Origin of the sequence: Gimesia alba (assembly GCF_007744675.1) — a bacterium.
Classification (GTDB): Bacteria; Planctomycetota; Planctomycetia; order Planctomycetales; family Planctomycetaceae; genus Gimesia; species Gimesia alba.
In genome coordinates, this window is the sequence record NZ_CP036269.1 from 3,294,953 (window position 1) to 3,311,805 (window position 16,853).

The 16,853-nt window shown below is 47.5% G+C and carries 14 protein-coding genes; all 14 read left to right on the plus strand.

The window, feature by feature from the left end:
* Positions 1-237: 237 nt before the first annotated feature.
* Positions 238-2,910, plus strand: a complete 2,673-nt coding sequence (locus tag Pan241w_RS12295) for a hybrid sensor histidine kinase/response regulator (protein WP_145215819.1) — start codon at positions 238-240, stop codon at positions 2,908-2,910.
* Positions 2,907-3,377: a chemotaxis protein CheW gene (locus Pan241w_RS12300; protein WP_145215822.1), complete on the plus strand. Its 471-nt coding sequence runs from the start codon at positions 2,907-2,909 to the stop codon at positions 3,375-3,377. The genes Pan241w_RS12295 and Pan241w_RS12300 overlap by 4 nt, the downstream gene beginning before the upstream one ends.
* 52 nt (positions 3,378-3,429) lie before the next feature.
* Entirely contained in the window at positions 3,430-5,967 is a 2,538-nt protein-coding gene (locus Pan241w_RS12305) for a methyl-accepting chemotaxis protein (RefSeq protein WP_145215825.1), read from the plus strand.
* Between the two features lie 323 nt (positions 5,968-6,290).
* Positions 6,291-6,659: a response regulator gene (locus tag Pan241w_RS12310; RefSeq protein WP_145215828.1), complete on the plus strand. Its 369-nt coding sequence runs from the start codon at positions 6,291-6,293 to the stop codon at positions 6,657-6,659.
* Positions 6,656-7,711 carry a protein-glutamate methylesterase/protein-glutamine glutaminase gene (locus Pan241w_RS12315; protein WP_145215831.1) on the plus strand — a complete coding sequence of 352 codons (1,056 nt, stop codon included), beginning with the start codon at positions 6,656-6,658 and terminating at the stop codon, positions 7,709-7,711. The genes Pan241w_RS12310 and Pan241w_RS12315 overlap by 4 nt, the downstream gene beginning before the upstream one ends.
* Positions 7,712-7,725: 14 nt before the next feature.
* Positions 7,726-8,568, plus strand: coding sequence for a CheR family methyltransferase (locus Pan241w_RS12320; RefSeq protein ID WP_232107433.1), 843 nt, complete (start codon positions 7,726-7,728; stop codon positions 8,566-8,568).
* Between the two features lie 224 nt (positions 8,569-8,792).
* Positions 8,793-10,097: a putative sugar nucleotidyl transferase gene (locus Pan241w_RS12325; protein ID WP_198000484.1), complete on the plus strand. Its 1,305-nt coding sequence runs from the start codon at positions 8,793-8,795 to the stop codon at positions 10,095-10,097.
* 466 nt (positions 10,098-10,563) lie between these two features.
* Positions 10,564-10,791, plus strand: a complete 228-nt coding sequence (locus tag Pan241w_RS12330; protein WP_145215836.1) for a hypothetical protein — start codon at positions 10,564-10,566, stop codon at positions 10,789-10,791.
* Positions 10,792-10,918: 127 nt separating this feature from the next.
* Complete coding sequence (locus tag Pan241w_RS12335) at positions 10,919-11,194, plus strand: ribosomal protein L7/L12 (RefSeq protein ID WP_198000485.1); 276 nt, start codon at positions 10,919-10,921, stop codon at positions 11,192-11,194.
* A gap of 360 nt (positions 11,195-11,554) precedes the next feature.
* Positions 11,555-12,535: a DUF1559 domain-containing protein gene (locus Pan241w_RS12340; RefSeq protein WP_145215842.1), complete on the plus strand. Its 981-nt coding sequence runs from the start codon at positions 11,555-11,557 to the stop codon at positions 12,533-12,535.
* Positions 12,536-12,644: 109 nt separating this feature from the next.
* Entirely contained in the window at positions 12,645-13,043 is a 399-nt protein-coding gene (locus Pan241w_RS12345) for a hypothetical protein (protein ID WP_198000486.1), read from the plus strand.
* Positions 13,044-13,447: 404 nt separating this feature from the next.
* The gene (locus Pan241w_RS12350; protein ID WP_145215849.1) at positions 13,448-14,725 is read left to right on the plus strand and encodes a hypothetical protein; all 1,278 of its coding nucleotides are present in this window, start codon (positions 13,448-13,450) and stop codon (positions 14,723-14,725) included.
* Between the two features lie 61 nt (positions 14,726-14,786).
* Positions 14,787-16,067: an ABC transporter permease gene (locus Pan241w_RS12355; protein WP_145215852.1), complete on the plus strand. Its 1,281-nt coding sequence runs from the start codon at positions 14,787-14,789 to the stop codon at positions 16,065-16,067.
* Positions 16,068-16,078: 11 nt separating this feature from the next.
* Positions 16,079-16,768: an ABC transporter ATP-binding protein gene (locus tag Pan241w_RS12360; protein ID WP_145215854.1), complete on the plus strand. Its 690-nt coding sequence runs from the start codon at positions 16,079-16,081 to the stop codon at positions 16,766-16,768.
* The last annotated feature ends 85 nt before the right edge of the window (positions 16,769-16,853 follow it).

The window sequence follows — 16,853 nt, forward strand, 5'->3', positions numbered from 1 at the left end:
GGGTAGGTACATCAAGAGGATTCCCCTCCCTTCTAGATCTAAAGGTATCACACGCTCAAGCGGGTCAGACAGAAATGACGATAGTGACTCAGGGGAGAATGCTTACAATTAGGGGGAATGTATTGACTGACCATATATAAGTGGTTGTTGATAAAATCTTTCTTATAAGTGACTTACGGTCTCTTCCTCTTTGTCTTTACATATCAATTTTCGTTCCCTTATCACCAGGACGGGCTGATGGACGACATTCTGCAGGAGTTTTTGGCAGAAAGCTGGGAGAATTTAGGTCAACTTGACTCAGAGATTGTTGAGTTGGAGAAAGATCCGCAGAATGCTGAGCTGATTGCCAGTATTTTTCGTACCATTCATACCATAAAGGGGACCTGCGGATTTCTCGGACTGACAAACCTGGGAGCTGTTGCTCATTCTGCAGAGAATGTTCTGGGAAAAATGCGCGAGGGGCTATTGGATGTCTCCCCGGGAGCAATTTCTCTCGTCTTAGAAGCGATTGACAAGATCAAAGAGCTTTTGCAAGGTCTGGAAGCGACGGGCGAAGAACCGAAGACGGATCATTCTACATTAACATCCATGCTGGATGACCTGGCCGAATTTGCTACTAATGGCGGAGGAGACGCTTCGTCAGTTGAGGAATCCGCTCCAGCCGAAACTGCTCCCCAGACAGAAGCAGCTTCAGAGAGCACTCCCCCAGCAGAAAGTAGCGAGAATTCCAGTGAGGTTCAGGAAGAACCTGTAGCTGCCAGTCCGGAAACGACTCCAGAGATAAAGCCGGAAGCACCAGAGCCTGCGGTACCCGCGTCGGTGGCAGAAGATACCGCTGCGAAATCCTCAAAAGTCAGCGTGGCCGACCTGTCCATTCGTGTGAATGTGAATGTGGTTGACAGTCTGATGAATCTGGTTGGTGAGCTGGTGTTAACCAGAAACCAGTTACTGCAACTGGCACGAGGCGATGAAGAATCAAAATATGCTGCCCCGATCACTCACTTGAACCGGGTGACTACCGACTTGCAGGAAGGGGTTATGAAAACGCGCATGCAGCCAATTGGCAATGCATGGAATAAGCTGCCTCGACTGGTTCGCGATTTATCTCAAGTCACTAATAAACATATTGAATTGATCATGACGGGGGCAGAAACCGAGCTGGATCGGACTGTTCTGGATGCGATCAAAGACCCTCTGACACATATGGTCCGAAACTCTGCGGACCATGGAATTGAAACTCCTGAAATTCGTAAAGCGAATGGCAAGCCAGAGTCGGGAACGATTCATCTTAACGCCTACCATGAAGGTGGGCACGTCATCATTGAAATTCAGGATGACGGGGCAGGTATCAGCCGTGAGCGGGTTTTGAAAAAAGCGATTGCCCAGGGGCTGATCAAGGAAGCTGACGCAGCCAACGTGGCAGACAGCCATGTCTTTTCGATGATTTTTCAAGCTGGTTTTTCCACAGCAGAACAAGTCAGTTCGATTTCCGGACGTGGTGTGGGAATGGATGTTGTTCGAACTCAAATTGAGAAAATTGGCGGAACGGTTGATCTCTCTTCCAAAATGGGAAAAGGGACGGTTGTTCGTATTAAAATTCCACTAACTTTAGCCATCGTCTCTGCACTGGTACTGGAGAGTGGAGAGCAGCCCTTTGCGATACCCCAGTTGGGAGTTGTGGAACTGGTGCGGCTCTCTGCGGAAGATCGTAAGAAAATCGAAACGATTCATGATAAGAAAGTCTTCCGGTTACGAGATCGATTACTGCCTTTAGTTCATCTGAACGAAGTGCTTGGGCTGGAAGAGAAGACGCCGGAAGATGACGATTTGCATGATACCAATATCGTGGTCGTTCAGGTTGGAGAAGATCAGTTTGGTCTGATTGTTTCCCGTATTTTTGATACCGAAGAAATCGTGGTCAAGCCGGTCGGGCGTCTGCTAAAAAATATTGGCCTGTATCAGGGAACCACGATCCTCGGAGATGGACGGGTTGTGATGATTCTTGATGTTGGTGGAATCTTCAATCAGTGTGGCGGTAGCTCAGCTCATTCGCAGACTGTGGCGGATGAAACAGCTTCAGGAGCAAATCGAGACACGATCAGCATGTTACTGTTTGGTGCTGGTGAGAATGAGACAATGGCAGTGCCGCTGTCCCTGGTTGCTCGACTGGAAGAGTTTCCATTGGAGAACATTGAACTCAACGGTGGTCGCAAAGTGGTCCAGTATCGTGAAAATCTATTGCCCTTACTTTCTGTGGAAGGTGCCGGTTATGGAGGGGGCGAGCCGATTGATCCTCAACCAGTCATTGTCTTTTCAGAGAACAACCGGTCAATGGGGCTGATGGTCAATGAGATCAAAGACATTATTGACGAACAGCTTGTGATTCGCATGCAGTCAGATCGTCCCGGTGTTTTAGGGACAGCAATTATCGGCAAAAATGCCATTGATGTAATTGATACTCAGTATTATGTCACACGTTCGACACCAAACTGGTTTGATAAAGTAGAAGATAAGAAAACATTTCGCGTGTTAGTGGTCGATGATTCCATGTTCTTCCGTCAATTGGTGGCGACGGCTCTGGAAACAGAAGGCTTTTCTGTTGTTACCAGCGACAGCTGTGTGACTGCTGTTGAAATTCTGGAGAAAGATTCTCACTTCCAGGCAGTTGTGACCGATGTCGACTTGCCGATGATGGATGGCTTTGAGTTTTGTGAATGGCTCAAAGGTAATGACTCCCTGAAAGAGATTTGTACGATCGCTTTGACTGCCTCGAATAATGCTGCAAACCAGTCAAGGGCATCTGAAGTTGGTTTCGATCAGTTTCTGACGAAGTTCAATTCTCATGAGCTTGTATCTTGTCTGGATGAGTACTTTGCCAGATTGAAATTAAACGCAGGAGTGAATGCATGAGTGTGGCAACGACTGATTCCAGCAGTGGCATGGAGTCACAACTAGATTATTCAAGCCAGTATGTTTCGTTCTGGGTTGATGGCCAGCTACTGGGTATGCCAGTCAATATGGTGCAGGAAGTGCTCACAGAGCAAGTGATTTCACCGACGCCTCTGGCGCGTGCTGAGATTAAGGGACTTTTAAATCTTCGCGGCCAGATCGTGACTGCAGTGAGTTTAAGAAAACGTCTCGGCTTGCCTGCTCTGGAAGATGATCGTTCGATGAATGTGGTGACCCGAGTGATGGGAGAATCCTATAGCTTGCTGGTAGATGAGGTGGGCGATGTGATTAATGTTTCGGGACGTTCGATGGAACCGGTTCCCCGCACACTAGACCCGCACTGGCGTTCTGTGACGATTGGTGTCTTTCAATTAGAGGAAGGCCTGTTTGTCATTCTGGATGTTGAAACAATATTAAATTTTGACTGATGTTCCCACTTTCTTCGGCTGATTTTTAAGGGCCATTCCCGTGGATTTAAATGTGACCGCACTTCGAGACTCGTTCGAACTGATTGCACCTCGTGCAGATCAGCTGGCAGAACGATTCTATGAGAAGTTATTCGAAGATTATCCCGACCTTCTACGTTATTTCACGCATACCGATTTTTCGGAACAACGCGGTAAGTTAATTCAGTCACTTGTTCTCGTGCTGAAGTCACTTGAGAACCCCCCTGCTCTGACTAAGGTTTTACACCAGTTGGGGAACCAGCATGGGGAAATGGGAATTCAGGAGGATGATTATCCACCAGTAACCAGTACGCTGCTCAGTGTATTGGGTGAGTTTGCAGGTGATCAATGGAGTGAAGAACTGGAAGAGTCCTGGAGTCAGGCACTCGAAGCGGTTGCATCAACCATGATTGAAGGTGCTAAAGACTCAAGTCGCGCAAAACAGCTTCAATCGGCGGCTGTATCAGGCTCACAGGGAGCCAGCTTTGAAGAAGTGGAATCCGAACAGGAAATTCCGTCGATTTCAGAGGAACAAGACAATCTACAAACCGAACCATCTTTAAGATCTGAAGAGCAGATCAATAATCCCAAGGAGAATAGTGATATGTCGATTGATTCAGTACAGAATACGGGACAGAGCGCGGCTACTGAACAGTCGCAGAATCTCGATCAGTTTTATGGTATCGTTGAATACAGTCCACAGGCGACTCTGTTTCTGAATACAGAAGGAACCGTGACTTATTTAAATCGCAAGGGGCAAGAGTTAATCCAGCAATTGAGTGGAGACCTGGGAGTCGCCCCTCAGCAGCTTGTTGGCGGAACAGTGAATCTGTTGTTTCATAAAATCCCAGAATTGCAGACAGTGCTTGGAAGTTTGACGGGTGAAAAAACAATTTCCGTTCAATTGGGTGAAAGACATATTCAAATCGGACTGAATCCTGCCAAATCTGAGGATGGCTCAATAGTCGGAACTGTTCTGAACTGGAACGATACCACAGAACAGGAGAAGCACGCTGAGGAACTCTGTGATTATGCCGGTCAGTTGGGTGCGATCAGCCAGGCCCAGGCTGTGATCGAATTCAACATGGATGGGACGATCATCACTGCCAATCAGAATTTCTGCGTTACATTGGGATATACCCTGGATGAAATTAAAGGGAAGCATCATAGCTTGTTTGTCGATGCGGACTTTAGAAACAGCAATGAGTACAAAGAGTTCTGGGAAAACTTGAATGCCGGACAGAATCAGGTTGCTGAATACAAACGCATCGGAAAAGGGGGGAAAGAGGTCTGGATCTCTGCTTCTTACAATCCGATTAAGAACCAATCCGGCAAACTGTTTAAGGTTGTCAAATATGCAACTGATATCACAGCCAAAAAACTGGCTGAAGAAGATATGGTCCGTGTTCAGAATATGATGGAGAACATTCCGACCAATGTTCTGCTGGCGAATCTGGATTTTGAAATGGTTTATATGAACCCAGCGTCGCGGAGTCAGCTCAAAGCAATCGAGCACTTGTTGCCGAAGCCGGTCGATCAATTGATCGGGCAAAGTATTGACATCTTCCATGAAAATCCGGAAATGCAACGCCGCCTGTTGGCGGATCCTTCTAATCTGCCGCATCGGGCTAAAATCAAGGTCGGCGACGAAACGCTGGATCTTGAAGCGACTGCAATCTTCGATAAAGACAATAACTATATTGGTCCGATGGTCTGCTGGTCAGTGATTACCGACCAGGTGAAAATGGCCGATGATTTCGAATCTGAAATTCAGGGCATTGTAAGCGTGGTGACCTCTTCTGCCACCGAGATGCAGGCCAGTTCCAAGAGCTTGTCTGACATGTCAGATGAAACGGCTCGTCAGTCACAGGTTGTGGCTGCTGCCAGTGAAGAAGCCACCCGCAACGTGGAAACGGTTTCCTCTGCTGCAGAAGAGTTGAGTGCCTCCATCAGTGAAATCGCTCGTCACGTGCAAGAGCAGTCACACATGACTTCGCAGGCTGTGGGTGAAGCGGATCGCACCAACGACACGATTAAAGAACTGGGTGATGCCAGCAGTGAAATCGGTCAGGTCGTTAAGGTGATTACATCAATTGCTCAGCAGACGAACTTGTTGGCATTGAACGCAACCATCGAAGCAGCTCGTGCCGGTGAAGCCGGTAAAGGGTTTGCTGTTGTGGCGAACGAAGTCAAAGAACTGGCTCGCCAGACTGCTCGGGCAACGGAAGAAATCAGTGAGAAGATTGGTGCCATTCAAGGTTCCACGAACATTGCTGTATCTGCCATTGGTTCGATTGGTGAGAGTATTCGCAAGATCAATGAGATCTCGACTACGATTGCCAGTGCGGTTGAAGAACAGACTGCGGCAACCAACGAAATTTCACGCAATGTGGCAGAAGCCGCTCGCGGGACGGCTGAGGTTACGAATAATATCTCAGGTGTTTCTCAGGCAGCGACAGACAGTGGAACGGCAGCAAACGATATGTTGGCAGCTGCTCAAGGCCTGACTCAGGAATCTGTCAAACTGGACGAAGCAGCCGCTTCCTTCCTGACACGCATGAGAGCAATCTAATCTGTCTGAAAGCATGGCCTGACTGGTCAGCTACTGAATTGAAAAATCACCGCCAGAGTAGGCATATGTTTATGTGCATCGGTTTAGTCTGGCGGTTTTTTTCTGCCCAGAGGGTGGGATATTTTGAGGGAAAACGCTCAAAAGGGCTAAAATTGAACGATTTTGCAGTTTGATCAGTTCCTCATCTGAAACGTGTCCTAGACTTCGTTTAGAAATCTAATCAACCGTTATTTCAAGCGATGAACCTGCATTTGATGCATTTATCACTTGGGCTACCGGCTATTAACAATGAGCTAATTTTACATACTGGGAGACCGGTGGAAATGAAAACGATATTACTTGTTGACGATTCCAGGGCAGTTCGACTTGTTGGACGCCGTATGATGGGAACTCTGGGACTTGATGTCCTTGAGGCAGAAGATGGCAAACAGGCTTTGGAAGTGGCGCGAGCCAATCCGGATCTTGATGCAGTTCTTTTGGACTGGAATATGCCCATCATGGATGGAATGGAATTCTTGACTGCACTACGAGCCGACGAACGGGCAAAACAACCGATCGTGGTGATGTGTACGACGGAAAATGATATGCCTCAAATTGTACAAGCCATGCAAGCGGGTGCGAATGAGTATATTATGAAACCGTTTACAGAAGACATTGTCCGCGACAAGCTGGAAGAAACAGGTGTTTTGTGAGCCCTTCGGTCATTAAGGTTTTAGTGGTCGATGACTCAGCTGTGATTCGGGGATTAATGACTCAAGCCATCAATATGGACTCTGACTTGAAAGTAGTCGGGTCTGCCATGCATGGTCAGACTGCCCTCACCTGGCTTCAACATAACCAGGCGGATGTGGTCGTTCTTGATGTTGAAATGCCCGTCATGGATGGGATCAGTTGTTTGAAACAACTGAAGCAGGATTTTCCTGATCTGCCTGTCATCATGGCCAGTGCCCTGACTCGAGCCGGCGCAGAGATTACTCTGCAGGCGCTTGATCTTGGTGCTGCAGGTTGTATTCCCAAGCCAGTGGCCACGAATCCTTCTGAGGCGATTGCACAAGTAGCTCGTGATTTGATTCCGCTAATCAAAGCATTAGTGGGTTCAACCAATGCCACTTCTCAATCGAGTTTCACAAATCACAATAACAGTTCAAATGCAGCAGTACTCCCTGCTAAGACTCCGATGGTTTTAGTTGTTGGGTCCAGTACAGGTGGTCCGAATGCATTGAAGACAATGTTGTCTGCAATACCAGAGAAATTTTCGTTACCAATCCTGATCGCACAGCACATGCCCCCTTTGTTTACAAAGACGCTGGCTGAGCATATTCAAAGGGAAACGAATCGTCCGACAGCGGAAGCCGTTGATGGCGAGTTAATTGAGAGAGGCCATATTTATATCGCCCCGGGTGATTTTCATATGGTGATTGATAAACAGGATGATCGAATGGTGATTCGTTTGAATCAAGATGATCCAGAACATTTTTGCCGGCCTTCTGTGAATCCGTTGTATGCATCAGCAGCAAAATGGTATGGCAGCTCGGTATTGGCAGTAATGTTAACAGGGATGGGAGATGATGGGATTGAGGGAGCGCAATCGATCAGTGAGCGTAAAGGTTATATTATCGCACAAGATGAACAGAGTAGTGTTGTCTGGGGAATGCCAGGTGCGATTGCTAATGCAGGATTAGCCAGCCAGGTTTTACCACTCAGGAATATCGCTCCTGAGTTAGCCCGACTTTGTTCTTTATAGAAAGTGGTGATCTCGTGTCTCCAGAAGATTATAGATATATTACAGATTTTTTATTGGAAACAACAGGACTTTCTCTCGGCGAGAATAAAGAGTATTTACTGGAAGCTCGTCTGATTCCACTCGCTCAAACTCATGGCATGAACAGCATTCAGGATTTGGTGTTGAGCTTACGGTCTGGTATCGACCCTACGCTACGGCAGGATATCATGGAAGCGATGACAACGAATGAATCATCCTTCTTCCGAGATCGGCGTCCATTTGACGAGCTCAAGAATTCGATCTTGCCGGATATCATTGCAGAACGCAGTATGACTCAAAAATTACGAATCTGGTGTTCTGCCTGCTCTCATGGTCAGGAACCTTACAGCATCGTGATGACTCTGCGAGAGCACTTTCCGGAACTGGCTGACTGGAATATTCAAATCGTGGCAACGGACTTATGTACGAAAGCTTTGAACCGGGCTGAAGAGGGGATTTATTCTCAGTTTGAAGTACAGCGTGGTTTGCCGGTTCAGCTCTTGATGAAGTATTTTGAGCAATGTGAACAAGGCTGGAAGATTAAATCTGACTCAGGCGTCAACATTCAGTGGAAACGGTTGAATCTCCTTGAAGATTTCAAGCATCTGGGAATGTTTGACATAGTGTTCTGTCGTAATGTTCTGATTTATTTCAAGCCTGAGATGAAGAAGAATATTCTGAATCGCATTAGTGAGCAAATGCACTCATCTGGAGTGTTGTTACTGGGCGCAGCAGAAACGGTACTGGGCATTTCCGACAATTACTCGAAGCTATCCGGCTGCCAGTCTGCCATTTATCAATTAGCGGGTCGTAATTTGGCGAAGCAGGAAGCGAACTGAGCCATCAATTTGATGAGTCTGTGTTTTTAACTGAGATTAGAAAATTCCGCCGATTTTCTCTGTGATTCAGTTGATTTCGGATAGGGGATCATAGAGTTAAAAATTCTCTTTCCTTATTTGTATCAATGTGATATGAAAACGGAAACTGGGGCTGTTGTAGGCTTTTCAGATTCATCGAAACGAATAGATTCTGCTGAATTTCGCACAGGGAAGTGCAGACAATAATGCGACTTGCCATATTTGAGGATCGTTCTGCGCTGCAATTCGCGCCGATTTCACTATTGAGACCGGTGTTTGAATTGTTGTGCGGGCAGTTCTCTGCTCGCGAGCGATTGTTCCGGTCTCTTCAGATAGAGGAATGGGGCGTGCTGATTCGCCCTGCCCTTACCGAAGTCTATGCAGAGCAGCATGCCGATGCTCGGATCAATGATGCTATTTGGCTGAACGAAGGTCCCACCCTGTTGGTCAATGGGCGCTGGCTTCCCACGAATGCCGAGCTCGCGCGACTGGCTCATCTTTCTCCTGATACTGTTGGTATGATGGGGGAAGCGGTTGCTTACTTGCTTTTGGAGCCAGAAGAGTCTGTCCTGTTAACGACCGATGCCTGGGATGATGCGATTCAAAAAATTGCATCGACCAGAAAGTCTGTCGTAGCGGAAGGGGTCGAATTACAGTACCCCTGGGACCTGGTGAATCAGAATCGAACTCAGTTACTGGCCGATTTTGCTTTTAACCAGTCAGCAGTTCCCTCGACGGGCGATGCCAGGAACTTGACCATTGTCGGCCCTCCTGATCTGGTGAGAGTAGCGGCATCTGCGGAGATTGATCCCTTTGTTGTTTTGGATACAAGGCAAGGTCCTGTTGTTATCGAGGAAGATGCCATCATTCAGGCTTTTACTCGTATTGAAGGCCCTTCCTATATTGGGAAAGGGACTCGACTGTTTCGCGCGAATCTTAAAGCGGGAACAACCGCCGGGCCGCACTGCAGGCTGGGCGGCGAAATAGAAGAATCCATCATTCACGGATACGTCAATAAATATCATGAGGGTTTCTTAGGTCATTCTTATATTTGTCCCTGGGTCAATCTGGGCGCGCAAACCAGTAACAGCGACCTTAAAAACGATTATTCCGAAGTCAAAGTTCCTCTTGCGGGCACTCCCGTTGAAACACAGTCTGTGAAAGTGGGTTGCTTTATTGGAGACCATACTAAGACTGGTTTGAACAGTCTATTTAATACGGGAACTTCTGTTGGCGTGATGTCGATGGTGCTGCCAACGGGAGAGTTGCTGCCGAAGCATATTCCCTCGTTTTCGCGGTTTTGGCTGGGACGCATCGATTGCCAAATCAATATGTCCGATCTGTTTCAACTGGCTGAAATTTCCATGCAACGAAGAGGGCTGTCACTCTCTGCGGGGCAGAGAAAGCTTCTGGTCTCTCTATTCGACGATACCAGTGAGGAACGAGAACAGGCAATCTTGTGGTGGAATCGGAAACAGGACGCACGCTCTACCCCACAGGCAACATTATAAAGTCCTCTTATTTCCGAGGTTCGTTTTTTAGAGATGGTGGGGGGAGAAAGCTATTAGCGAACTTGGGGCAAGTTTGTGTTGTCATATTGATATGAGACCAGCCTGAAACCGGAGTCAGCTGGAACTTGAGAGAATTCTACGGAGATTCAGTCAGTTCGTAAGATTTATCATCTTGATGTAATAATGTCCCAATTTGATGACAGTAATTGCACGCTCTCTGCAGGTATTGTGAGATTTGCAATTTGTGTTTTATGTCACAGATGTGGAGCCCATAAGCATTTAGGATTTGCTGTAGCGGGAATCTGTTTTTTCGGCCCGTTTGGTACAGCCCTTGCGATTCTTTCAGTCATTCAGCTTTTCCAGAGGTGGAAAGCAATAGCAGCGTTAGAATCACTGAATTCGAGGCTGTCGAAATAGATCATCAACATATCAAAGTCGTGAAAAGTAAAAGTAGGAGAAGAGGGTCATGTCAGATCAGGTCATGGAAGAATTGTGGAATGGATTGTCACCAGCGGCAAGTAGCGCAGAGCTGGCCAATGCGGTCGTTGATCGCTTGGTTGAGCTGAATATTGATCTGCAGGAAGTATCTCTGGCAGAGATGAAAACCCTGTTGGCAAGTGCCTGCAGACAGAAAGTACGGGGAGAGGTGCAATCGAGAAACCGTCGTGTTTCAGATTGCGTGATTGCTTCTTGAATCATGCGAGAGCATAGACGATTCTGCATAATTCAAAGAACCTGCCAAGTAAATCCTTGAATCAATCAAGCTCCTGGTGGTAGAACTAATGGGGATTCCCTTTTTCTCTACCCCAGGAAATGCTGTCATGAATGAGCCCGATTCCCAACAGCCAGAAGATACTGGCGCGGCCGACGCTCAATCCGAGCTTGTGGAACAGATCGTGAATTCACTCAAGCAAGGTAATAAGATTCAGGCCATCAAAGATTACCGGGAATCCACGGGGGCTGGCTTAAAAGAATCAAAAGAAGCGATTGATGAATTGATTCAAAAATATGAGATTCCGATGAAATCCGGATGTGCTTCGATGGTTCTGCTCACCCTCTCTGCTACATTTCTGCTGATGTATGCACTAGGCCAATGATATCTTCTGCTAGATAGAGCGGCTGCACCGTCTCTCGAACGGACTATGGAATGTCTGCTCCCCCTCTTCCCGGGTTTGTTCTCTAAATGGGAGTCAACTCATTTTTTGTGCGGTTTTCGGGAGTGATAGTTTTTTTGTAAAACTATTAAACAAAGCGAATTTCGTTCTTGAGGTACTAATTTTCATAAGTATACTTAAGAAATAAAGCTGCTCGGCTATTAGCTATTCACTGACATCTCTTTTTTACATCTGTTTTATGATCACTCATCTGACATAAATCGCTTGCCTTTCATTGTCATGATTTATTGCTCAGAACTTAATAATTGATGTTTTTTATCGTTTTTTTATCGGGAGGTCATTATGTTTTCAAGCCAATCAAGGCGTCGGGGTTTTACTCTGATTGAGTTGCTGGTCGTGATTGCGATTATCGCGATCCTGATCGCCCTGCTCCTGCCTGCAGTGCAACAAGCCCGCGAAGCAGCACGCCGTTCGACCTGTAAGAACAAAATCAAGCAGATTGCGTTAGCACTACATAACTATCATGAAACGCATCGCGTGTTTCCTCCAGGTGGGATTAACTATGGTTGGTGTACTGCCGACCCGAATCAGGCTCCCGGTGATACCACTCATAATAAAAACGGGTTTTCTTTATTGCTGCCTTATCTGGATCAGGCGCCCCTGTATAATAAAATCAACCAGGATACAGCAAATAGCGCTCAGAATACCGGCTATTGTTGCGGGTATGCAGGGCGCAACGCTCCTCTTGCTGGGAATCCGGCAGATAACGCAGATGAAATGGTGGTCCTGCTTGATGTATTTCTATGTCCTTCTGATGATGGAACCACACATTTAGGAACCGGTGCACCCTACGGAACGTCAGTGGCGCCCGGGCCTGCCAAGACAAATTATGAGTTCAGTGCGGACCAGACCATTAGTTGCAACTATTGGTCTAAGCAAGGGGTCAATTCTCGTAAAATGTTTGGAGAGAACAGTCGGTGCAAAATCAGCGATGTGAAGGACGGCAGCTCCAATACGCTGATGGTTTGTGAAACCACGCGCAGAGTTGCCAATGGTGAGCCACCTGCCTGGGGAATGCGGGGCTGGGTCACAACCGGAGGCGACGTGGATCCGGGAATCAATGTTTGGGATATTCCCACAGGGTGGACACGTCCTGATGTCGGCAACTTGAATAGCTGGGGACAAGTCGGGAGTCTGCATACTGGTGGTGCCCACTTTGGTCTTGGGGATGGTGCTGTGCGGTTCATCTCTGAAAATACCGATCTCACCTTGTTGAGGCGATTGGGAACGATGTCAGATGGTTCGGTCGTCGAACTGCCTTAAGTAGTTGATTCCCTTTTGAGTAAACAACGAACAAGTGAGGTACTCCATGAGTTTGTATCGCTGCAGTCAGATTGCATCTGCTGCCGTAGTCTTTCTGCTGATATCTTGTATGGGTTGTTCATCAAAAGATCCGGGACCTGAGTTGACGCCGACGACAGGCACCGTTTTGTTAAACGAAGAACCGTTGGTCAATGCCGATCTATATTTTGTCCCGCTCGAAGGTACACCCGGAGTGGGCGGACAGGCACGAACCAAAGCAGCGGGTGAATTCGAAGTCACGTATAGTCGTGGTGGTGCAGGCCTCCCTGCAGGTACGTACCGGGTTGCTGTCAGCTATCGCTTGATGCCGGATGGCACTCCTGTTCCCGAGGGAGACACGACGCCGCCAATTGAATCGCCGGCGAGAGAAACATTGCCCCGCAAATATTCGGACCATGATCATTCGGAATTGAAAGCGACTGTTGCACCAGGAAAACCGATTGAGTTAAAGCTGAACGCGAAAAAATAACCGCTAGTGAAAAGTGAATTAACAAAACGGTTTCCGAATTAAATTTGTTTCATACTATCAAATTCAGCATGCCAAACCTGGTCATCTGAAATTGAGTGGGGCGAGTCATTGCGTTTTTGGATCAATCACAACATGGATTGTCTGAGCGTGCCTTCCTTTGGGGACTGTAAACTGTAGTATACAAAGTGGGCTGGTTTGTGTGATTTCCCCGGCTCCTTTTCATGCTAAATGCAGTTCCAATAATTCTTTCCTATTAAAAACATCTTTTCTTCACAATTACCAAACAATTTGTCATCATAGTATGGAGTTGATTCGGTTTACTGGATTTGCAGGTTTGCAAATCGATTCATTATCGAATTGAAACATACACCCGCCCGAAGCTACCCTCCTCGAAAGGTGAATTCATGAGACGGTTTATCACTTCTCTGGCTGTCCTTGGTGCTCTATTGACATCAACGGTAATTTGGGCGTGTTCTGTTCCTGTCTTTCGTTATGCATTAGAGCGCTGGCCTGCCGATAAATATAACGCTGTTGTGTTTCACCGGGGGGAACTCAATGCAGATCAGCAAAAGCTGGTCGCGCAATTCGACAAAGCGGGGGCGATCGGCCAAAAATCAGCGAACGTTGAATTGCGTCTGGTCAATCTGGATACAAAACCTGCTCCGGAAGATCTCGAACTCTGGAAAAAGCAAAAATCGGAAACGCTTCCCTTACTGGTTGTGCGGACTCCCCTGCCCGCTCCGGTCCCTGATGGTTTCTGGTCCGGGGAATTGAATGAAGAGAATCTGACACGACTGATCGATTCTCCTCTGCGGCAGAATATCGCCAAACAATTGATTAATGGACAAACCGCTGTCTGGGTTTTTCTGGAAAGCGGTCATCCTGAAAAAGACAAAGCGGCATTTGAGCTTCTGACCAAGGAACTCAAGCGAATGGAAAAAACGCTGAAGTTGCCAGAGATCGAGCAGGCAGATATTGAACAGGGGCTGGTGAGCGTTTCCCCGGATAGTTTGAAACTGAAGTTCAGTGTTGAAAAATGTTCGCGCGAAGATTCTGCAGAAGCCTACTTCACGCAGATGTTACTGGCGACGGAAAATGATCTCAAAGACTTTAATGACGAACCCATGGCTCTACCGGTATTCGGGCGAGGCCGGGTCTTGTATGCGTTAATTGGTAAGGGGATCAATGCCGGGACAATCGAGCAGGCCTGCCGAGATCTGACGGGGCCCTGTACTTGTCAGGTAAAAGATCAGAATCCGGGAACGGATTTATTGATGGCTGTCAACTGGGAAAATCTGGTGACACCTTCGACAGAGGATGAAAAAGAATTACCACCGTTGACGGGACTGATCGGATTTTCCAAAGATTCGAAGGATGCCTCAGAGAAACTAAAGATGCCTGCTGCTCTGAACAATGATTTGGCAGAAAAAAAAGCGGATGCTGAGCAAGCTGAGACTGCAGGTGACGGAAGCCAGGCGAATCAGTCGCAGGAAGTGGCCGCTACAAAAGCCGGTGGTGCTGCCGTCTCGACATCGGGGTCAACAGAACAGCAAAGTACAGGCGGGGCAGAAACGCTCGAGAGCGCTCAGGGCAGTACTCTGTTTCGGAATCTGATCATCATGGCCTCATTCGTGATTGTTCTGATTCTGGGGGCCAGCTATATGCTGATGGTTCGCAAATAAACAGGACAGTATATTCAGACCTGGTTCCATTCCTATTTTTGGTCAAAGAAAAGTTCGGGCTATGACTTTATTTCGCTTAATTCTTCAGGAAATGCAGCATCGTAAGATTAATTTTCTGCTGGGGCTCTCCTCTGTTGTCATTGCGGTTGCTTGCTTGATCGCTGCTTTAACCTTGTTACAGGCAGATGAAATTCAAACGACTTTCATTCTGGAACAGAAGGCAGATGAGGTGAAGCAGGCGGGGGCAGAACTGAAAGACTCCATGCGGAAAATCATGAAAGGGCTCGGGTTTAATATCCTCGTCCTGCCGGCGAATCAGGATTTGAGTGAATTCCATTTAACCGGGGTTGTTTCTGAAACGATGCCGGAAGCATACGTTAAAGAGCTGGCCGAATCGAAAATCGTGACCGTCAATCACCTGTTGCCGATGGTCGCCAAAAAAATTACCTGGCCAGAAAAAAAATGTGATGTGATTTTAACGGGCACGCGTGGTGAAGTGCCTATTTTACATCGTGCTCTCAAGAAACCGCTCCAGCAACAGGTTCCTAAGGGAAGCATGGTGCTGGGCTATCAGATTCAGAAGAAACTAGGCTTGAGCAAAGAGGATGAAGTTCAACTGATGGGGAAAAACTTCAAAGTCACTCAAACTTATCCCGAACGGGGCACCGCTGATGACAGTACCGTCTGGATCAACTTGGAAGAAGCACAGGAATTACTGGGAATGCAAAACCTGGTCAATGCGATCCTGGCTCTGGAATGTAATTGTGCTGCCGAAGATCGAGTCGCTCAAATTCGAGATGAAATTGGAAAGATCCTCCCCGGGACGCAAGTGATTGAACGTGGCCCCCCTGCTTTGGCCCGCGCAGAGGCACGCAACAAAGCACATGAAACGGCACTCGCTTCTCTGGAGCAGGAAAAGGCCAGTCGATTAAAGATGATCGAACGCCACGCTGATTTCGCAGCCGTTTTAGTTCCTTTAGTTGTACTCGGTTGTGGTGCCTGGATCGGTTTTCTGTCCCTGGAAAACGTCCGGCGTCGCGCGACGGAAATTGGTATCTTGCGGGCGATCGGTTTACGGTCTTCCCAGGTCTTTGGGATCTTTATCATCAAGGCGATTGTGATTGGTGTGATTGGTGCCTTGATCGGCTATTTTTTGGGCTACGGGATCGGAATCATCTGGGGGAACCTGCCGGCATCCGTCAATCCAGAAGCAGCCCTGTTTTCGGGGCAGTGGTTGCTGTTAAGTCTGGTTTTTGCACCAGTGCTGGCTAGCTTATCCAGTTGGATCCCCGCGTTGCTGGCGGCAAGACAGGATCCAGCCACGATTCTGCAGGAAGGATAATCAGAACAGATATGTTATTGGAATTGGTTGAGTTATCGAAGTCGTTCAAGTCCGGCTCCCAACGGGTTCAAGCCGTGGATGGGATCAGTCTGACTGTGGGCGCAGGGGAATTTCTGGCGATCAAAGGTCCGAGTGGCTGTGGGAAGTCGACCTTGCTGTTAATGGTTGGGGGATTGTTGAGTCCTGATTCGGGAAAGGTGCTGATTGAGGGAACAGATCCTTATGCCCTTTCAAATGACCAGAGAGCCCGGTTTCGATCAACTCATCTGGGTTTTGTTTTTCAACAGTTTCATCTCGTCCCTTATTTAACGGTATTGGATAACGTGTTAACGCCCGCGCTGGCAACCAATTTGGCGGCGGCGAAAGAACGGGCGAATGCCTTGATTTCACAGTTTGGTTTGGAGCACCGTTTGCACCATACCCCTGCGGAATTGAGTACAGGAGAAAAACAGCGGGTGGCTTTGGCCAGAGCGCTGTTTCACCAACCTAAAATTCTGCTGGCAGATGAGCCAACCGGGAATCTGGATTCTGAAAATTCTGAGATCGTGTTGAACGCACTCAATCAATTTACCCAGAATGGAGGCTGTGTGCTGATGGTGACTCACGATGATCAAGCCGTGCAGTCAGCTCAGAAAGTGTTAGGCATCAAGGATGGCCGGTTACAGCCTCAAAGTGAAACAGAAGCGTTAATTAATTCTTAAGAACTAACCAAACTAATTGGATAGAATGATGATATACCCCTGCAGTGATCACAGGCAGCAAACAACTCGGTTCGTGTCCCGAAGA

Bases quoted from the DNA above. Each gene is read 5' to 3' on its own strand.
- Pan241w_RS12295 (WP_145215819.1), top strand. From the start codon at position 238: ATGGACGACATTCTGCAGGAGTTTTTGGCAGAAAGCTGGGAGAATTTA.
- Pan241w_RS12300 (WP_145215822.1), top strand. From the start codon at position 2,907: ATGAGTGTGGCAACGACTGATTCCAGCAGTGGCATGGAGTCACAACTA.
- Pan241w_RS12310 (WP_145215828.1), top strand. From the start codon at position 6,291: ATGAAAACGATATTACTTGTTGACGATTCCAGGGCAGTTCGACTTGTT.
- Pan241w_RS12325 (WP_198000484.1), top strand. From the start codon at position 8,793: ATGCGACTTGCCATATTTGAGGATCGTTCTGCGCTGCAATTCGCGCCG.
- Pan241w_RS12330 (WP_145215836.1), top strand. From the start codon at position 10,564: ATGTCAGATCAGGTCATGGAAGAATTGTGGAATGGATTGTCACCAGCG.
- Pan241w_RS12335 (WP_198000485.1), top strand. From the start codon at position 10,919: ATGAATGAGCCCGATTCCCAACAGCCAGAAGATACTGGCGCGGCCGAC.
- Pan241w_RS12340 (WP_145215842.1), top strand. From the start codon at position 11,555: ATGTTTTCAAGCCAATCAAGGCGTCGGGGTTTTACTCTGATTGAGTTG.
- Pan241w_RS12345 (WP_198000486.1), top strand. From the start codon at position 12,645: ATGGGTTGTTCATCAAAAGATCCGGGACCTGAGTTGACGCCGACGACA.
- Pan241w_RS12350 (WP_145215849.1), top strand. From the start codon at position 13,448: ATGAGACGGTTTATCACTTCTCTGGCTGTCCTTGGTGCTCTATTGACA.
- Pan241w_RS12355 (WP_145215852.1), top strand. From the start codon at position 14,787: ATGACTTTATTTCGCTTAATTCTTCAGGAAATGCAGCATCGTAAGATT.
- Pan241w_RS12360 (WP_145215854.1), top strand. From the start codon at position 16,079: ATGTTATTGGAATTGGTTGAGTTATCGAAGTCGTTCAAGTCCGGCTCC.